The following is a 17,664-nucleotide window of genomic DNA, read 5'->3' as shown; positions in this document are numbered from 1 at the left end:
TTGACGGTGACGGGAAACTGGATTTGGTTGTTGCTAACTCCACTGACAACAATGTGTCCCTACTACTAAATAATTCCAATTTTGACCCCACAGACTTGATGTTGAGTGCTACTAGTGTTGATGAGAATGTAGTTGCAAGTGCTGAAATTGGCACTTTCACCACCACTGACCCAAACACTGATGACCAGCACACCTATAGTTTAATCGCGGGTACTGGCGATGCTGATAACGCCCTATTCAGCATTGTTGACAATAGCCTACAAATAATTAATTCTCCCAACTTTGAAAGCAAATCAACTTATAATATTCGGGTAGCTAGTACAGACCTTGGTGGACTCTCCTTTGAGAAAGAGTTAGTTATCAATGTCAAGGATCTCAACGAAAAGCCCACAGACTTGATATTTAGCGCTATCAACAATGACGATGACGATGACGATGACGATGACGATAATAGTAGTGGTGATGGAGATGATAACGACGATGATGATAACAAAATCATTGGTCTTTTCACCACTACTGACTCAGACCAAAACGATAAACACACTTACAGTTTAGTAACGGGTGCTGGCGATACTGACAATAATGCATTCATCATTGAGGGAGATAGCTTAAAAATTAAATCTGACGCGACTAAATCTAGTTATAAAGTTCGTGTCCGCACAACTGACCTTGCTGGACTTTCTTTTGATAAAGAGTTGGATGTTAATATTGATAGCTTTGGATCTACTACAAATACCCAGACAACAACAATTTTCCAGCTTGTCAATATTACTCAGAATATCTTTATTGTCAACAGTAAAGTTAAGGGTAAAAAAGGAAAGCTATCTCTTAAGATTAAAAACAACAACGCTAAAGAGGTGAATGAACTCTGTGTATTTGCCGTTGACGATGAAGAAGGTAAAATCAACGGCATAGCCCCTGGTTCAGAGGGTTATACCAAAGTCGCTCTAGAGCGTTCAAAGGTAATTTTATCCTCCATTGCTAAACTACCCAAGGGTTTTAAGAACGACGACTTGAAAAATATTTTAGAATTTGAGTCTGGTACTAAACTCAGATTCTATCTGGTATCTAACAGTACTACTCAGGCTGTACTGTCTGGAAAAACTTCTTTCTCAAGTGTCGTTTTTTCCTCTGCTACAAGTAACAGCACGCAAGAGGAAGGGTTTTCTCTCAACTTCCAGGATTTCGTTGTGACGGTTCAGACAACAGAAGAAGAAGTATCTTTAGGTACTGGTTTACAAGGTAAATATCAAGGTGAACTGCTTGATTTACGAAGTGTGACACAATCAGTATCAGCTGAGTTTGCAGTTAACAGAGAAGCATCTTACAACAACTTTGTTGGCTTCTATCAGGTAGCTGATGAGAATGGTGGTATTGACACTAATGGTGATGGCACAGCAGATATCCTTGTTGGACAGGCTGGTTACGCTGAAGCCGCTGTGCGTGGGCGTGTTGGAGGCATTGACTTGGCAGTGGACAACCAAGGCACTGCAAATTACACTGGCGCTTTCGGGCCGAACTCTTTGTTTGCACCATTTATTATTGTGGATGGTAAACCCGATGCTATTCTCAATGGCAATGACAACAAGAAAGTTTATTTCTCATTCTTGGGTGCTAACTCAGATAAGGTAGATCACATTCGACTGTTGGGAAATAACACCTTTGGTTTTGAAGATTTAGCCAATGGTGGTGATAAAGATTACAACGATATGATTGTACAAATAAATTTGAGTGTCAATCTTGCCTAGATCAAAGGCGAGTAATTACTTAGAAAAATAATACAACCTCATCCCGGTTAAGGGGTGAGGTTCTTTTCTGCATGGTGATTACATGGACTCATATATGTATAAATGCGATCGCCAATAAAACCTTTGCATCAGTCCTAAACCTGTGCATCAGCGTGTTACAGGCATTTTTTGACGGGGAATAACCAAAGGACAGTTAATTACACCGCGACTTTCAAAGCTGATTCTCTGTTTGCACCATTTATTATTATTGATGGTATGGTAATATCGAGCCGAAAGTTTAGGCAGTATATTTACTGAATACCATTAGCTTTTTATATTTATATTAGGATTCCGATTTAATTTTTGAAAACATCCTGAGACTGAAAAGCCGATTTTATCAGGATTTTATCTAAAATCTTGTTCAGATATCAAATATGATTCTTATATCAGTTTAATAATTGACTCCTTGGCTATGCCAAAAAAATCCTGCTTCTACGTGATTTCCAGGATATAGCACACAACGGCTGCAACGAAAAAACTATTAATTAATAAGAGTAATTATGTCAGACACCATCTCGATGGCGATCGCTACCCAATCAACTCAAGGCTTGTATAAGCAAATACCTGCTACTCACTTAGTTTTCATAGACCCACAGGTTGAGAACTACCAATGTTTAGTAGCAGGTGTATTGCCAAATACCTCTGTTATAGTCTTAGATCCTGACCAGAATGGCATTGAACAAATTAGCCAAGTGCTGGCAACTCATCGGGAAATCAATACCCTACACATTGTTTCTCACGGCGCACCAGGGCAAGTTTATCTGGGGAACAGTCAACTCAGCTACCAAACCCTTAACCATTATGCTCGGCAACTCATGGACTGGGCAAATGTTTTGAGTGCAGATGCACAACTACTGTTGTATGGTTGCGAAATCGGGCAAACAGAGCAAGGTAAAGCATTTGTACAGCGCCTGAGTGAATTCACAGGTGCAGTAGTAGCGGCGTCTGATAACTTAACGGGGAGTACTGCATTAGGTGGTGACTGGGAACTGGAAGTTTCTACGAAGGCAATTGTTCCTACTCTGGCGTTTCAGCCAAAAGTAATGGCAGCCTACGCTTCAGTACTAAGTGTTCCAGTGGTAGCGAATGCAATTCAAGATCAAGAAGCCACCGAAGAGATACTCTTCAACTTCACCGTCCCAGCTGACACCTTTAGTGATGCAGATGTCGGTGATATCCTCACCTACACTGCAACTCTGCCCGACGATACGCCTTTGCCGAATGGGTTGAAGTTCAATGCTGTTACCAGGACTTTCAGTGGTACTCCTGAGAATGAGGACGTAGGTAGTATAAACATCAAAGTTACCGCTACAGATACTACTGCAAATCAAGCCAGTGATGTGTTTAAAATCACGATCAATAATGTCAACGATCCTCCTGTCTTGGTAAAAGAAATTGCAGACCAACAAGCCACTCAAGGTATTCTCTTCACCTTCACTGTACCAAATGACACTTTTACTGATCCAGATGTCGGAGATACCCTTACCTACACTGCAACTCTGCCCGACGATACGCCTTTGCCGAAAGGGTTGAAGTTCGATACTGCTACCAGGACTTTCAGTGGCACTCCTGAGAATCAGGACGTAGGTAGTATAAACATCAAAGTTACCGCTCAGGATGTTACTGGAGAGCAAGCCAGTGATGTGTTTAAAATCACGATCAATAATGTTAACGATCCTCCAGTCTTGGTAAAAGAAATTGCAGACCAACAAGTTACTGAAGACACACTTTTCAACTTCACTGTCCCAGATGACACCTTTAGTGATGCGGATGTAGGAGACATTCTCACCTACACTGCAACCCTGGAAAATGATGACCTACTACCTACTTGGTTGAACTTCAATCCTACTACCCTTACCTTCAGTGGTACTCCTGAGAATGAGGACGTAGGTAGTTTGAACATCAAAGTCACAGCTAAGGATGTTGCAGGAGAGCAAGCTAGTGATGTGTTTCAACTTGCGGTTGCTGACGATACTCCTGTAGTGACAATTACAGGCGATATCTTTAGTGTCAAGACTAAGTTGAACATTAAAAGTGATAAAGCAAAACTCTCAGTCAATATTAAAAACAACACCTCTTCAGAAGTGAATGAACTAAATGTATTTGCTGTTGACGATGAAGAAGGTAGGATTAACGGCATAGCCCCTGGTGCAGAAGGCTATACGCAAGCGGCTCTTTTGCGTTCAAAGGTAGTTTTCTCCGCTCTTGCCAATCTGCCTAATGGTTTTAATCCTGCCGACCTGAAAAACATTTTAGAATTCGACTCTGATACCAAGCTCAGATTTTATCTGGTATCCAACAGTACTACTCAAGCTGTACTGTCTGGAAAAACCCCCTTCTCAAGTGTGCTTTTTTCCTCAGGTACAAATAACAACATAGAAGATCAAGGGTTTTCTCTTAATTTTCAGAATTTGGTAGTGAATATTCAGCCAACCAATCAAGAGGTATCTTTGGGTACTGGTCTGCAAGGCGAATATCAAGGCGAACTGATTGATTTACGGAGTGTGACACAATCGGTAACAGCTGAGTTTCAAGTCAACAGAGAGGCATCTTACAATAACTTTGTCGGCTTCTATCAGGTGGCTGATGAAAATGGTGGTATTGACACCAACGGTGATGGCACGGCAGATATTCTCGTTGGTCAGGCTGGCTACGCCGAAGCTGCTGTGCGTGGGCGTGTTGCAGGCATTGACTTAGCGGTGGGCAACCAAGGTACTGCAAATTACACTGGCACTTTCGAGCCGAATTCTTTGTTTGCACCATTTATTATTGTGGATGGCACACCTGATACGATTCTCAATGGCAATGGCAATAAGAATGTTTACTTCACATTCTTGGGTGCTAATTCAGATCGGGTAGATCACATTCGGCTGTTAGGAAATAACACCTTTGGTTTTGAAGATTTAGCAAATGGTGGTGACAAAGATTACAACGATGTGATTGTGCAGGTCAATTTGAGTGCTAATCTTGCCTAGTATCGAAGGCGAGTAATTACTTAGAAAAATAAAAAAACCTCATGCCGCAACCGGGATGAGGTTATTTTATGCGTGGTGATTAAATGGACTCCTATTAATTAAACTAGTAAATTTACTGAAGGCAGTTATTGTCTTTACTTCATAAATTTAATAGTTGATTCTTCTAGGGTGACAAACAATCTTCCCTTTTACTTTTCCGGTTAATTTTTATTAAATTAAGCTAGTAAAAAAGTGATGGAGAATTATTTCATAATCGGGTATAGGTGATGTTTAACGAGGAAAGCTCCTGTTTGCTGCCATTATTGATATTGTCAATCCCTGTATTTAAGAATTTGTAAAAAATAATTCAGAAAATTAAAGTTTTTTTTATTACATAATTCTTAACTAGGGTATTTACTTAGGAAAGCATCTGTGATACTTTCATGTTGATTATCATAAAGTAAAATATACATCTCTAAATTTAACAGCCATGTTTATGTATTTTAGTTTGATGATGAGTATCGATGTTGCATAGTTGCAATCCTCAATATTGAGTTTAATTTTGTATAAATTATGTAGCGTTAACCAAGTGATAACTTGTCTTCAATCTATTTACAGTATGCTTTATTTTGAAAAATGCGTAACAATCGTAACCGTGTGATATGAATACAGGTCTGCAATTAGATTCAATTACCCTGTGTGCTGTTACACATTTAAACACCTACATTCCCCAGAAGTCTTGTCACTGCTGGCATAAAACCAAACACTGCCACTGTTAGTAAAAGAGATACTCCCTAATATTTTCGACTTAATTCCTCACTTTAACTTGTTTTATATGACTTATATTAAGAACACTTTTCCCGAATTTCTCACTACCCTAGAAGGGTTTGAGAAATTGCCGGATGGAGCGATCGCTAATCTATCAGAACAACTGCAAGCTTGGCGCTATCGTATAGGCCAGAAAATCATCGGTAAAGAAAGTCTCCCGGAACGCATCACCATAATTTATGAGGGACAAGTGCGGCTGTTGGGATATGATCCCCAGACGCAATTGCCAATCACCCTAAAATTACTGCAACCTGGGGAAATTATCGGTGAAATTGGTTTGTTGCGCAATGTCGCCTGTGAAACAGCGATCGCTTCCACCGAAGTAGTATGTTTAACCTTGAGTGCAACAGCATATTTTAGCTTCCTAGCTTCATACCCAGCTTTTGCCGAAGCTCGGAAGAACCGTAGTTATTTGGTAGAAGTTTTCGATATTCTCGGTTCCTATTGGCAAAAGCAAGCGATCGCTACCTTAAATCTCAGAGAACTAACAGAAAAAGCCTTACCCCAGGCGAAAATACATTATCTCCCTTCCGGCAAAACTCCCTTCAACCAACTGGATAGCAAAAGCGTTTGGTTTGTGAGTGGCGGTGGTACAGTCACGAATTTCTCACCTGGCGATCGCTTAGAATCAGAAGATGACAGAGACAAGATTCAGGTTATCGGTCAAAACCCCGCACGCTTGCTTGGTATACATCCGTCAGATTTGATCTTAGAAGATAGTCATGAAATAGAACTTGCAATAACTGAAACCAGAGTAGATAGAGATAGCGCTGACGACTTAGATATTATTCCCTACGCATCAGACGAAATAGTTCCACAGACACCCCCCCAAAACTCAAAGAATTCGTCAAAACAAAAATACCCATTTTTTGGCGGTAAAGGAGAATTAAATTCAACCTTCGCCTGCTTCCAAATGATCGCGAAGCACCTAGAAATGCCGTTTCGTCGCGAGGTGGTTCGCCGCATCTTAACTGAGCAAATCAAACGTCAAGGGACTATATCGTTTCAAGTTACTGCTTACCTGGCAGAGTTAATTGGACTGAAGGCGCAGTTGATAGAGTTACCAGTTGCTTCAGTCACGCGCATTCCGACACCTGCGCTAATTCGCTACGGTGATAATTTTGCCGTTTTATATGCAGTAGATGCCAATACCGCGGTTGTAGGTGTTCCATCCAAAGGAATTGTGCGCTGCAAAGTAGCTCAATTGGTTGAACAATTAGATGTCGATCCAACTGACTTTCCGCCCAAAGTTAAGGTATTACTGCTGACTGCGACCAACCAAACTCCCCAAGAACGCTTTAGTTTACGGTGGTTTCTGCCCTATTTGTCAAAGCACCGCCGAGTCCTAATAGAGGTTTTTATCGCTTCCTTTTTCGTGCAGTTGGCAGCGTTGGCAAATCCGCTAGTCGTTCAGTTAATTATCGACAAAGTTATCACTCAAAATAGTATTGGCACACTACATATTTTGGGGATTTTGCTCTTAGTAGTCGGGCTATTTGAAGCAGTATTGACTACTTTACGAACCTACTTATTTGTTGATACCACGAACCGGATCGATATGGGTTTAGGGTCGCAAATCATTGACCACTTACTACGTCTACCGTTGCGCTATTTTGAACGCCGACCGGTGGGTGAACTTTCCACTCGCATCAACGAACTAGAAAATATCCGCCAATTCCTCACGGGTACTGCTTTAACAGTGGGGTTGGACGCTCTGTTCTCAGTAGTTTATATCGGTGTGATGCTGATTTATAGTTGGCAACTTACCTTAGTCGGCTTAAGCACAATTCCTGTGTTTGTCGTGATCACCTTAATTGCTTCTCCCACTATTAGCAGACAGTTACGTGCCAAGGCCGAACGCAACGCCGAAACTCAATCTTATTTAGTGGAGGTGATGTCAGGCATTCAAACAGTAAAAGCGCAAAATATCGAATTGCGATCGCGCTTTTCCTGGCAAGAGCGTTACGCCCGATTTGTCGCCGCTGGTTTTAAAACAGTTGTGACTTCTACCCTTGCTAACTCTACTAGCAACTTTCTCAACAAACTCAGCAGCTTACTAGTTTTGTGGGTAGGAGCTTATTTAGTACTGCAACAAGAATTAACTTTAGGCGAATTAATTGCCTTTAGGATTATATCGGGTTATGTCACCAGCCCAATATTACGTTTAGCTCAACTCTGGCAAAGCTTCCAAGAAACTGCCTTGTCTCTAGAGCGTTTAAGCGATATTGTCGATACCCCACAAGAAGCAGAAACAGACCGCTACAATATACCTTTACCTTCAATCAAGGGAGCAGTGAAATATGAAAATGTTTCCTTTCGGTTTGGCACAAGTGGTCCTCTGCAACTTTCTAATGTCAACCTGGAATTTGCGCCAGGTAAATTTATCGGCATTGTCGGGCAAAGTGGATCTGGTAAAAGTACGATGATGAAATTACTGCTGAGACTTTACGAAACTGAGTCTGGCAGAATTTTGATTGATGGTTATGATATCGCCAAAGTAGAACTTTATTCGTTGCGACGACAAATTGGCGTCGTTCCTCAAGAGACATTATTGTTTGACGGCAGCGTTCAGGAAAATATTGCCCTAACCAATCCCGATGCCACAACCGAAGAAATTATCGAAGCGGCTCAAGTTGCTTGCGCCCACGAGTTTATCATGAACTTACCAAACGGTTACAACACGCGTGTGGGAGAACGGGGTTCTGCACTTTCAGGTGGACAACGACAAAGAATTGCGATCGCTCGTTCAGTTTTACAACGACCAAAATTATTAGTTTTAGACGAAGCAACTAGTGCATTAGATTATCCCACAGAACGGCAAATATGTCTCAACTTAGCCAAAGCATTCAAGGGCGATACAGTATTTTTTATTACCCACCGACTGAATACCGTCAGTAATGCAGATATGATTGTTGTGATGGATAACAGCAGGGTTATAGAACAAGGTAGCCATCAAGAATTAATGGCTACTAAGGGTCATTATTATTACCTGTATCAACAACAAGATGTAAACTTGTAATTAGTCATTCTTGAGGGCAAAGGTTTTTGGCATCGGGAAACATTGCCCAACCCACAAAAAATTCAAAATCGTTCGACTAAACGCTCACGACAAGTCCAAAACCCAAAATCGTTATGACTCAACTTAATGGGAATCATCTCAACGGCAATCACAAAAATGGTAATCACAAAAATGGAGTGAAGCACGATTCACAGGTATTGACAAAACAACAAAAAGCTGTTCAAGAGTCTTTTACTAACTTAAACAATCAGGAATTTGAGCAATCTATTGTTTTGCGCCAATCTCCAATTTGGTCGCGTACAATCATGATGACACTAGTGGGGCTAGCGTGCTTTGGTATTGCTTGGACTTATTTTGCAAAAATTGAACAAGTAGTGCCAGCAACCGGGCAATTAAAACCCCAAGGAACAGTCAAAGAAGTTCAGGCTCCTGTGAGCGGAGTGGTGAAAACAGTTAATGTAAAAGATGGACAAGAAGTAAAGCCAGGTGATTTACTGCTAACTTTTGATTCCATAGCCTCTGTTGCCGAATTAAATTCTTTGAATAAAATTCGCCTTGCATTAATGAAAGAAAACCAGATTTATCGCCGATTGATGAATGCAAGTACTGCCAATGGATCTGAACTGTTATATTTGCGTGGTAATTTGCCGCAAGAAACTGCTTTTCTGTTGAAAAGTCGGGCAGCATTAGTAGCAGAAAATGAATTATTCCGCACTCAATTAAAAAATTCTGGTCAAGATTCTAGAGTAGGAATTGATGAGCAACAACTTCTACGAGTTGCCAAACAGGAATTAGACTCTCGATCTTCCGCAGCACGATTAGAAGTAGAAAAGATCAAAAAACAACTGATTCAAAATCAAATTAAGCTGGAAGATAGTAAATCAAGTTTAGCCATTCAAGAAGGAATTTTAACTAAGCTGAAGATATTAGCAGAAGAAGGTGGGATTTCTCAACTTCAGTATCTCAACCAGCAACAAGAAGTTCAAAACCGTACAGCAGAAGTAGCGCAGCTAGGTGAGGAACTGAAACGTCTCCAGTTTGATATCGAAAAAGGACAACAAGAGTTAAGCAATACGGTGGCTGTTTCTGATAAAAACATTTTGGATAAGATAGCTGAGAACAAACAGCAGATTGCCACAATCGATAGCCAATTCATGAAAGTTGTGCTGGATAATGAGCAGCGTTTGGCAGATGTCAATAGTAAAATCTCTCAATCACAGTTAAACGTTAAATATCAAGAACTTCGCGCACCTGTAGCTGGAGCAGTTTTCGATTTGCAAGCAAAAAATCCTGGATTTGTCGCCACTCCAACTACAAAACTGTTGCAAATTGTCCCTAAAGAAAACTATATCGCTGAAGTTTTCATAACTAACAAAGATATTGGGTTTGTGCGAAAAGGTATGAAAGTAGATGTCAGAATTGACTCCTTTCCTTACAGCGAGTTTGGTGATATTAAGGGAGAAGTGACTGGGATAGGTTCAGACGCATTACCCCCAGACGAAACCCATCAGTTTTACAGATTTCCGGCAAAAGTCTCATTAGATAAACAATCCCTAGTAATTAAGGGCAAAAAAGTTAACCTGCAATCAGGTATGTCCATTAGTGCCAATATAAAAGTGCGCGAAGAACGGACTGTGCTTAGTTTATTCACTGAGTTGTTTACCAAGCAAGTTGATGCTCTTAAACAGGTACGATGAAAAGGGTTGAGTTAAAAACCGCAGTGACTTCACGAGAATGGTTGTTGCTTCGCTAAGTACATCAGTACTGAGTACTTTTTCCTCTCTCAGAACTCAATACTCTTGATAATGGTTAATTTTCAACGCATCGAACCTGCTCCTGGGCAAGAATCAGTTTGGGATTACCCCCGTCCTCCTCTTTTGGAGGACACAACCAAACATATCCAAATAGTCTTTAACGGAGTAGTAATTGTAGATACTCACAGCGCCAAACGTGTTTTAGAAACCAGTCATCCTCCTTCTTACTACATTCCCCCAGCGGATATTAAAATGGAATATCTAGAGATGACTCCGCAATCTAGCTTTTGTGAGTGGAAGGGAAGTGCTAGTTACTACACAATCCGAGTTGGGGATAAAGAAGTCCATAATGCTGCCTGGTTCTACCCCAAACCCACACCAGCCTTTGAATCTATCAAGGACTATGTAGCTTTTTATGCTCATTTAATGGATAAATGCTACGTTAATGGCGAAGAGGTGCAACCACAACCAGGTAACTTCTACGGTGGTTGGATAACCAGTGATATTGTTGGGCCATTTAAAGGCGCTCCTGGTACTTGGGGATGGTAAGTCAATTTTGGATTTTGGATTTTGGATTTTAAATTTTGAATTCAAATTCAAGAATGTTGTTTCTAAATCCAGATGAAAGTAGAAGTAGTACCAATATCCTAACGATATCATCGAATATATAGATGAAAAAGATGGGTTCATCAAAGAGATGCAAAAGAAAGCATTGCTATGGTGGAGACTTAATAATCTGAATAACACAATCTCTTTTACCCATCTTCCGTAACCTTTAAAACTCCAATTGTGTATTCCAAAAATATACTAATAAACCAAGTTTTCTGAAATATCAATAAACCCGATTTCGAGGATTACTGAATTGATGTTATAGCTACCTAGCAGCTTTCGTTTCAAACATCAAATACGTCCCTCCTAGCCCTTCTACAATTGTGCGTGTATTGGCAATCATCATTTTTTGATAAGTGTCCGCGTCGCTTTCTGGTTCACCAAGTCCCTCAGCATACAGCTTTCTGTCAGAAATTTTCACTTTAGCTTCTGTGGCTACAGATTGAATCAAATTAGGATTAATTTCCACTTCAGCAAAAATTGTTGAGACTTTAGCTCGTTTAATATTTGTAGCCAAATTATTGACTCGTCCTGCTGTCAGCTTTTCGTTCGTACTAATACTTTGCAATCCTCCTGTCAATGAAATACGGTATGCTTTGGCGTAATAACTTAGTGCATCCGAGGTTGTAACCAATTTACGTTCTTTGGTAGGAATACTGGCAATTCTTGACTTAATCCAGCTATCTAGTTGAGTGAGTTCATTGGTAATTTTTTTAGTATTACTGCTATAAGCCTCTGCATCACTAGATTGTAATTTTCTCAAATTACTATTAATTACCTCCACCATTCTGATAGCGTTTTTGGTATTGTGCCAAACATGAGGATCAGTTATATTCTTACCACGTGCCTGAAATTTTTGTGGCTTAGGTACTGCCAGTTGAGCGACGGCTATTTTTGGTGTAGAGTTTTTAGTCGCTTTAATTAACTTGATCAGATTTGGTTCAAAATTGTAACCATTATAAAGAATAAGATTAGCTTGCTCAATCGTTTTACGATCTTCCGGTTTTGGTTTATAAAATTGAGGGTCGGCAGTAGGGGAAATTAAGCAGGTGAGGTTAACTGTATTTCCGGCAACCTGCCTAGTTAAGTCACACAGTACGCTTGTAGTCGCTACAACTTGGGGAAGATTCTCATTTACCTGGGTGTTAGTCTGAGTGAATGTAGTGCTTACAGCTTGATTTCTACATCCAACAAATCCAATTGTTAAGGCAGCAAGAATAACTGGGAAGAAATTGCTCAATGGTGATTTTTTTGACATCCTCAGCTCCTACTGGATGTATAAAAAAAGATAATCATTATTGGTAAAGTATTAGTAAAATACCAGGGGAAAGTCTTCAGCGAGAAGAGGTTAAGGGCTGATGGGGAAGCCTTCGATAAAGAAAAAGGTAAAGGGAAGAGGAATTAATAGACTTTCTCCTCTATCACTTATCTGTTTCTCAAGTCCACACCCAGCAATTTTTGGTTGGTGAACCACTAGTGAGGTTTTTGCAGACAAAATATTAGTTAACTGCACACGACAGACTGGAAAACTGGTAGAGGTAGGAGCACAATAATAAAGGCAATGCTGGGGAGTATCCAAGGAGGGTAGTGTAGTTCTCTCACCATCTGTTGAAGGGTCTATACCATTGTGCTTACATCTCACAAAGCTCCAAATTAACTAGGATTATCAGGTTAAGAAGTGAGAGGTAGTAATGATGGGGCTTATGGAGCATACGGGTTGATTTCGCAAACCGAGTCGTGAATCTAAGGCAATTGTAGCTGTGGTTTTGCGAAGTGTGGACATATCATTGTTACAAAATTGGCAAATTGGCGATTTTTTAACCATCAGCCTTTGTTACACTAATTTTCACCTAGTAAAGCCTCTCAATATCGCTTAGAGCATTATCTAATTACTTTTTATTGCCAGAATCCAGGATGTACTCTGTGGCATAAATTTTATCCTTTAGTTTTTTCATCATTCAATAAGAGCCAAATCGAGTATATAGAACAATTCCTCAAAGCTAATATTAGTCAAGATAAACAATGGTAATTTTAGTTGTCATAATTAACACCCTGATTTCACTAATACTACTCTATGTGGCTTGGCGGGTGTGGCAACTTAAGCAGCAGCTAGCATATATAGCAGATAGGTTAACCACCTATGAAAGTTGTACTAATGCAGCACTGAATAAAGCACCCGAAAATATTTATCTCAGCCAACAGAATATTTATAACTTACGGCAGAGAAATCAAGCGCTACAAATACAAATTCAACAAGTGCGGCAAATTATCAGTCTACTTTTGCTAGGACGGCAAATCTGGCAGCGTTATTTTCCGAAGCTAGAGTTAATATCTGGGAAAAGAACAGTTGCAAAATGAGTTATGTCTGGTTCAGATGAACATTTATGATTAAGGATGACGGGAGAACACACGGAGAGATCCGTAGTAATATTCCATAGGGTGCATTGGCTTCTAGCGTAGGCATAGCCCGCACTTCGGCTGCGCTCAGTGACCGCCGCAGGCATCGCTTCCCCTTTCCATACCCTCAAAGCTTGTTAGTTAGAGCGTCTCCATCAGGAGAAGGGTACGGAACTACCCAAGACATAACCCAAAGAGACGCCCACCAAAGGTATCAAAACTTTAGGAGATACGGGGAGTTTTGAATTACAAGTAATTAATGCTTTTACTATAAATGAATAAAAGCAACATTTCTAGCTGATATTTTGTCACCATAGATTAACTGAATAAAATCGGTTGAGTCTTACAAGGAGAGAAAACCCACCTAAAATGGGTGTAAGGAGAGAAACAAGAAAATGTCTAATAACCGTTCTGGAGTATTTTTTGGCGGTTTGATGCTGGGAGCTACCATCGGTGCTTTGACCGGTTTACTCGTAGCTCCACGCACAGGGCGCGAAACGCGTAAAATTTTGAAAAAATCTGCTAATGCTATCCCAGAATTGGCAGAAGATTTATCAATGAGTGTGCAAATTCAGGCAGATCGTCTCTCTGCTAGCGCACTGCGAAACTGGGATGAGACTTTAGATCGATTACGGGAAGCGATCGCAGCAGGTGTAGATGCCAGTCAGCGAGAAAGCCAAGTCTTGAAGCGGCAAACATCTGTTGAAGACTCAGATTCGCTTCCCCAGCCATTAGAACGCTCATAAATAACATAACCGTGATTGAACCCCTGTTTTGGTTGGGACTTTCTTTACTTTTAGTCGCCACAAGCTTGACTGCGGTTTTAGTGGCGGCAATACCGGCTTTGCAGGAGTTAGCACGCGCGGCTCGCAGTGCAGAAAAGCTATTTGATACTCTCTCGCGGGAGTTACCACCCACTTTAGAAGCTATCCGCGTAACTGGCTTAGAAATCACTGACTTAACTGATGATGTCAGTGAGGGTGTAAAAAGTGCTAGTCAAGTCGTGAAGCAAGTTGACCAAAGTCTTGATAGTGCAAGAATTCAGGCTCAAAATCTGCAAGTAAGTACACGCAGCATCTTGATTGGTGCAAAAGCTGCTTGGAAAAACTTCACGCGCCAAAAACCCGTAAGGCGGACGAGCGATCGCTTGCCAAGTAATGAAAAACCACCACTAACGTTGCGAGAACGGGAAGTGCTGAGGCAAGAAAATCGTCGGAGCAAAGCAGAGGTATACCGCGTTAATGATGGTTATAACGACACTGCTAGTTGGGAAAACAATTTTGATGACGAAGATTGAATTAGGGTATAGGGCAAAACAGTAACGAGTTGTGAGTAAATAAGTGAGATTCCCGACTCAGAACTCAGCACAGGTTAAAAGCTCTGCTAACACTAACAGCACTCAGCCTCCTGAAAGGCATTGGTTATTTCTCTTCATCTACCCCACTCCCCCTTCTCTTAAAAACCTTTTGCTTTGATCCCCTAGATTAGAGTAAAGTAAACAAGTGTAAAGAACTATCATTTTTCTAGTACTCTTTTAAAACAACTTGTTCGCTTTTACCGTTAATATTTGTATAAAAACGTCCATGCAATCTTGTTTTTGGCGACGAATTCTAGTATCTATTGCAATATTTTTCCTGGCTGGGTCAATTTGGGTGATGCATTCTCCCCCAGCGCTGGCTTATGACAATCCTGAGTTACTTCCTGACACCTTTACCCCAGTTGTAGATTTAGCTAAATCTTTGCCTGTGCTGCAAGAAGAAAAGCTTGTCAAAGATTTAGAGCAGTTTGAAGCCGACACAGGCTGGAAACTGCGAGTATTAACCCAATATGACCGCACCCCAGGTAGGGCAGTTATCAAATATTGGGGTTTGGATGACAAAAGCATTCTACTCGTTGCCGATTCTCGTGGCGGAAACATCCTCAGTTTTAGCGTCGGCGATGCTGTTTATAAACTTTTACCCCGGACTTTTTGGATAGAACTGCAAACCCGCTTCGGTAATTTGTATTTTGTCCGCGAACAAGGCGAAGATCAAGCCATTCTACAAGCCTTAGAATCGGTTAAAGGCTGTCTGCTCAAAGGGGGTTGTAATGTTGTCCCCGGACTACCACGAGAGCAATGGATTCTCACCTTGATTACCTCAGTTATTGGTGGGGTGATTTGTGGATTTGCAGCTCAACCCCGCCAAAAAGGACAAGTTTTTGCTTGGCAATGGGCTTTAATTTTCTCACCTTTGTGGGGAATCTTGTTTATTGCCTTCGGCATTGGGCCAGTTGTGACACGTACAAGCGACTGGTTGCCTTTAGTTCGCAATATCTCTGGGTTTCTCATTGGCGTCTTAGTTGCCTACCTATCTCCTATTTTCAGTCGCTCTTCTTCTAGTAATGAGTTATGAGTGAGTAGTTAGGAGTGAGTAGTTTAATTAACTTATAACTCCTAACTCCTAACTGTTAACTCTCTGAAGCTGATAAGCTGAAAGCTAATATTTGAGAAGCTCAACAAAAATGGAATGGCACGTAACTGATGCTCAAAGTTTAGCAATCATTGATAGTGAAATTGGCGACCATGTCTTTTCACCCGCAGAGTATGAGATTGTGCGTCGGGTAATCTACGCCACGGCTGACTTTGAGTATAAGTCTTTGATTCGCTTTTCTGAGCGTGCCTTGCAAGCTGGAGCAGCAGCGCTAGCCGCACGTACCACGATTGTAGTAGATGTGCCGATGGTACAAGTAGGTATTGCCTACGACATTCAAAACACCTTTGCGAATCCAGTGTATTGCAGCATGGAAGCTCTAACACGCCCTCAAAAAGAAAAAACTCGCGCAGCATGGGGAATAGAAACCTTAGCAAAGCGTTATCCAGAGGGAATTTTTGTGGTGGGTCAAGCGCAAACGGCCCTGACTGCACTGCTGGATTTAATTGAAGTTGAGGAAATTAGACCTGCTTTAACGATCGCAACTCCAGTAGGATTTGTAAATGTTGATGAAGCTAAGGAGCGTTTACAAGACTCTCTAGTGCCTCACATTATAATTGACGGCCGCAAAGGTAATGCAGTTGTAGCAGCTGCGATCGTTGATGGATTGGTAGACTTAGCTTGGCAAGCCTATGGACAAGATGGAAATCGAGGGAGCTAGGAAAGTCGGCTCTATTGTATTTTGTATCCAAAAGAGTATTCATCAATCATTGAATATCCTGATATTTTGGTTAAGTCGTGCCGTTCAAGGAGCCTTATCTTGTGGTAATTCAAGGTTTCAGTTTAAGCGCATATCTTGCAATTCCTGTGGTATTAAATCTTTTCGCTGATGGAGAAGGAATAAAAATATCTTTAATTAAAAACGTTCGTCAGGTATCTAGTAACAAGGAAATTATCCTATCCAACCGTCAGCTAATCAGCACTAGGGCAACTCCAAAAACATACTATGTTAGTGGTGCTGGCAATGACAAAAATAGCGGACTCTCTACTTCATCCGCTTTTAGGACAATTCAAAGGGCAGCAAATCTGACTAACCCTGGCGATACAGTATTGATTATGAACGGAGTCTACAGGAATGCAAAACCAAGTGGTGACGTAGTATCTATTACTCGCTCTGGAAAAGCAAATGCATGGATTAAGTTTAAAGCATATCCTGGACATCGACCGAAAATTCAACACAATGGATGGCATGGAATTTTGATTCGCAATGGAGCGTCATATATTGAGATAAATGGGTTGGAGGTCATAGGAAACAACGCCAACATAACCCTTAATTATGCGATGAGTCAGAAAACTAACAAACTAAACCCGCTAACGAATGGAAACTGCATTAATGTGGATGGACGAAAAGATGGCCGTAGTCACCATATACGTATTGTCAACAACAAGGTGCATAAGTGTGGAGGAGCAGGCATTTCAGCGATTGAATCGGACTATGTGACAATAGATAATAACGAAGTGTTCGATAATGCCTGGTATAGCGTTTATGGTTGCAGTGGCATTTCGATATTGAGCAGTTGGAATTCTGACAACAAGCGGGGATACAAGATGTTTGTTACTAACAACAAAACCTACAACAATCGTATGTACATCCCTTGGATTGCAGTCGGAAAGATCACTGATGGTAATGGTATTATTATCGATACTACAAGAAATGATGAAAACCCAAAACTAGGTGCATATAAAGGATATACTTTAGTTAAAAATAATCTTGCATTTAATAATGGTGGATCGGGTATTCATGCATTTTTAAGCGAGCATGTTGATATTGTAAATAATACAGCTGTTTTAAATAATCAGAGTCCAGAACTTAATGGTGGACAAATATTTGCTCATACGTCATCT

General features: G+C 40.8%; 12 protein-coding genes. 11 read left to right on the top strand and 1 reads right to left on the bottom strand.

All coding sequences use genetic code 11. The annotated features are described in order from the left end of the window. The 5 genes from RMY16_RS30970 to RMY16_RS30950 form a co-directional block, all read left to right on the top strand. Nucleotides 1–1,748: DUF4114 domain-containing protein (locus RMY16_RS30970; RefSeq protein WP_322739589.1), on the top strand; the 1,748-nt coding region annotated here is incomplete at its 5' end. Between the two features lie 539 nt (nucleotides 1,749–2,287). Continuing rightward, nucleotides 2,288–4,762 carry a putative Ig domain-containing protein gene (locus tag RMY16_RS30965; protein ID WP_322739588.1) on the top strand — a complete coding sequence of 825 codons (2,475 nt, stop codon included), beginning with the start codon at nucleotides 2,288–2,290 and terminating at the stop codon, nucleotides 4,760–4,762. Nucleotides 4,763–5,576: 814 nt separating this feature from the next. Beyond that, nucleotides 5,577–8,588: a peptidase domain-containing ABC transporter gene (locus RMY16_RS30960; protein ID WP_322739587.1), complete on the top strand. Its 3,012-nt coding sequence runs from the start codon at nucleotides 5,577–5,579 to the stop codon at nucleotides 8,586–8,588. Between the two features lie 113 nt (nucleotides 8,589–8,701). Beyond that, nucleotides 8,702–10,285: an HlyD family efflux transporter periplasmic adaptor subunit gene (locus RMY16_RS30955; protein WP_322739586.1), complete on the top strand. Its 1,584-nt coding sequence runs from the start codon at nucleotides 8,702–8,704 to the stop codon at nucleotides 10,283–10,285. Nucleotides 10,286–10,393: 108 nt separating this feature from the next. Then, nucleotides 10,394–10,891, top strand: a complete 498-nt coding sequence (locus RMY16_RS30950; RefSeq protein ID WP_322739585.1) for a DUF427 domain-containing protein — start codon at nucleotides 10,394–10,396, stop codon at nucleotides 10,889–10,891. A 325-nt stretch (nucleotides 10,892–11,216) separates the two neighbouring features. Here the strand turns inward: RMY16_RS30950 and RMY16_RS30945 are convergent, their stop codons facing one another. Continuing rightward, nucleotides 11,217–12,209 carry a metal ABC transporter solute-binding protein, Zn/Mn family gene (locus RMY16_RS30945; RefSeq protein ID WP_322739583.1) on the bottom strand — a complete coding sequence of 331 codons (993 nt, stop codon included), beginning with the start codon at nucleotides 12,207–12,209 and terminating at the stop codon, nucleotides 11,217–11,219. Nucleotides 12,210–12,973: 764 nt separating this feature from the next. Between RMY16_RS30945 and RMY16_RS30940 the strand changes: the two genes are divergently transcribed. The 6 genes from RMY16_RS30940 to RMY16_RS30915 all read left to right on the top strand — a co-directional run. After that, nucleotides 12,974–13,309 (top strand): hypothetical protein, encoded by a 336-nt coding sequence (locus RMY16_RS30940; protein WP_322659890.1) that lies wholly within the window; start codon nucleotides 12,974–12,976, stop codon nucleotides 13,307–13,309. A 434-nt stretch (nucleotides 13,310–13,743) separates the two neighbouring features. Beyond that, entirely contained in the window at nucleotides 13,744–14,094 is a 351-nt protein-coding gene (locus RMY16_RS30935; RefSeq protein WP_099101749.1) for a YtxH domain-containing protein, read from the top strand. 11 nt (nucleotides 14,095–14,105) lie between these two features. Beyond that, nucleotides 14,106–14,645: a DUF948 domain-containing protein gene (locus RMY16_RS30930; protein ID WP_322739582.1), complete on the top strand. Its 540-nt coding sequence runs from the start codon at nucleotides 14,106–14,108 to the stop codon at nucleotides 14,643–14,645. A 286-nt stretch (nucleotides 14,646–14,931) separates the two neighbouring features. Further along, nucleotides 14,932–15,741, top strand: coding sequence for a TPM domain-containing protein (locus RMY16_RS30925; protein WP_322659894.1), 810 nt, complete (start codon nucleotides 14,932–14,934; stop codon nucleotides 15,739–15,741). Nucleotides 15,742–15,850: 109 nt separating this feature from the next. After that, the gene (locus tag RMY16_RS30920) at nucleotides 15,851–16,480 is read left to right on the top strand and encodes a precorrin-8X methylmutase (protein ID WP_322739580.1); all 630 of its coding nucleotides are present in this window, start codon (nucleotides 15,851–15,853) and stop codon (nucleotides 16,478–16,480) included. A gap of 101 nt (nucleotides 16,481–16,581) precedes the next feature. Continuing rightward, nucleotides 16,582–17,664, top strand: a 1,083-nt coding sequence (locus RMY16_RS30915) for a right-handed parallel beta-helix repeat-containing protein (RefSeq protein WP_322739578.1), incomplete at its 3' end; no start/stop codon positions are given.

Origin of the sequence: Nostoc sp. DedQUE12b (genome assembly GCF_034530835.1) — a bacterium.
Taxonomy (GTDB): domain Bacteria; phylum Cyanobacteriota; class Cyanobacteriia; order Cyanobacteriales; family Nostocaceae; genus Nostoc.
This window is presented reverse-complemented; position numbering and strand designations above follow the sequence as displayed.

Bases quoted from the DNA above. Each gene is read 5' to 3' on its own strand.
- RMY16_RS30960 (WP_322739587.1), top strand. From the start codon at position 5,577: ATGACTTATATTAAGAACACTTTTCCCGAATTTCTCACTACCCTAGAA.
- RMY16_RS30940 (WP_322659890.1), top strand. From the start codon at position 12,974: ATGGTAATTTTAGTTGTCATAATTAACACCCTGATTTCACTAATACTA.
- RMY16_RS30945 (WP_322739583.1), bottom strand. From the start codon at position 12,209: ATGTCAAAAAAATCACCATTGAGCAATTTCTTCCCAGTTATTCTTGCT.
- RMY16_RS30955 (WP_322739586.1), top strand. From the start codon at position 8,702: ATGACTCAACTTAATGGGAATCATCTCAACGGCAATCACAAAAATGGT.
- RMY16_RS30935 (WP_099101749.1), top strand. From the start codon at position 13,744: ATGTCTAATAACCGTTCTGGAGTATTTTTTGGCGGTTTGATGCTGGGA.
- RMY16_RS30925 (WP_322659894.1), top strand. From the start codon at position 14,932: ATGCAATCTTGTTTTTGGCGACGAATTCTAGTATCTATTGCAATATTT.
- RMY16_RS30920 (WP_322739580.1), top strand. From the start codon at position 15,851: ATGGAATGGCACGTAACTGATGCTCAAAGTTTAGCAATCATTGATAGT.
- RMY16_RS30965 (WP_322739588.1), top strand. From the start codon at position 2,288: ATGTCAGACACCATCTCGATGGCGATCGCTACCCAATCAACTCAAGGC.
- RMY16_RS30950 (WP_322739585.1), top strand. From the start codon at position 10,394: ATGGTTAATTTTCAACGCATCGAACCTGCTCCTGGGCAAGAATCAGTT.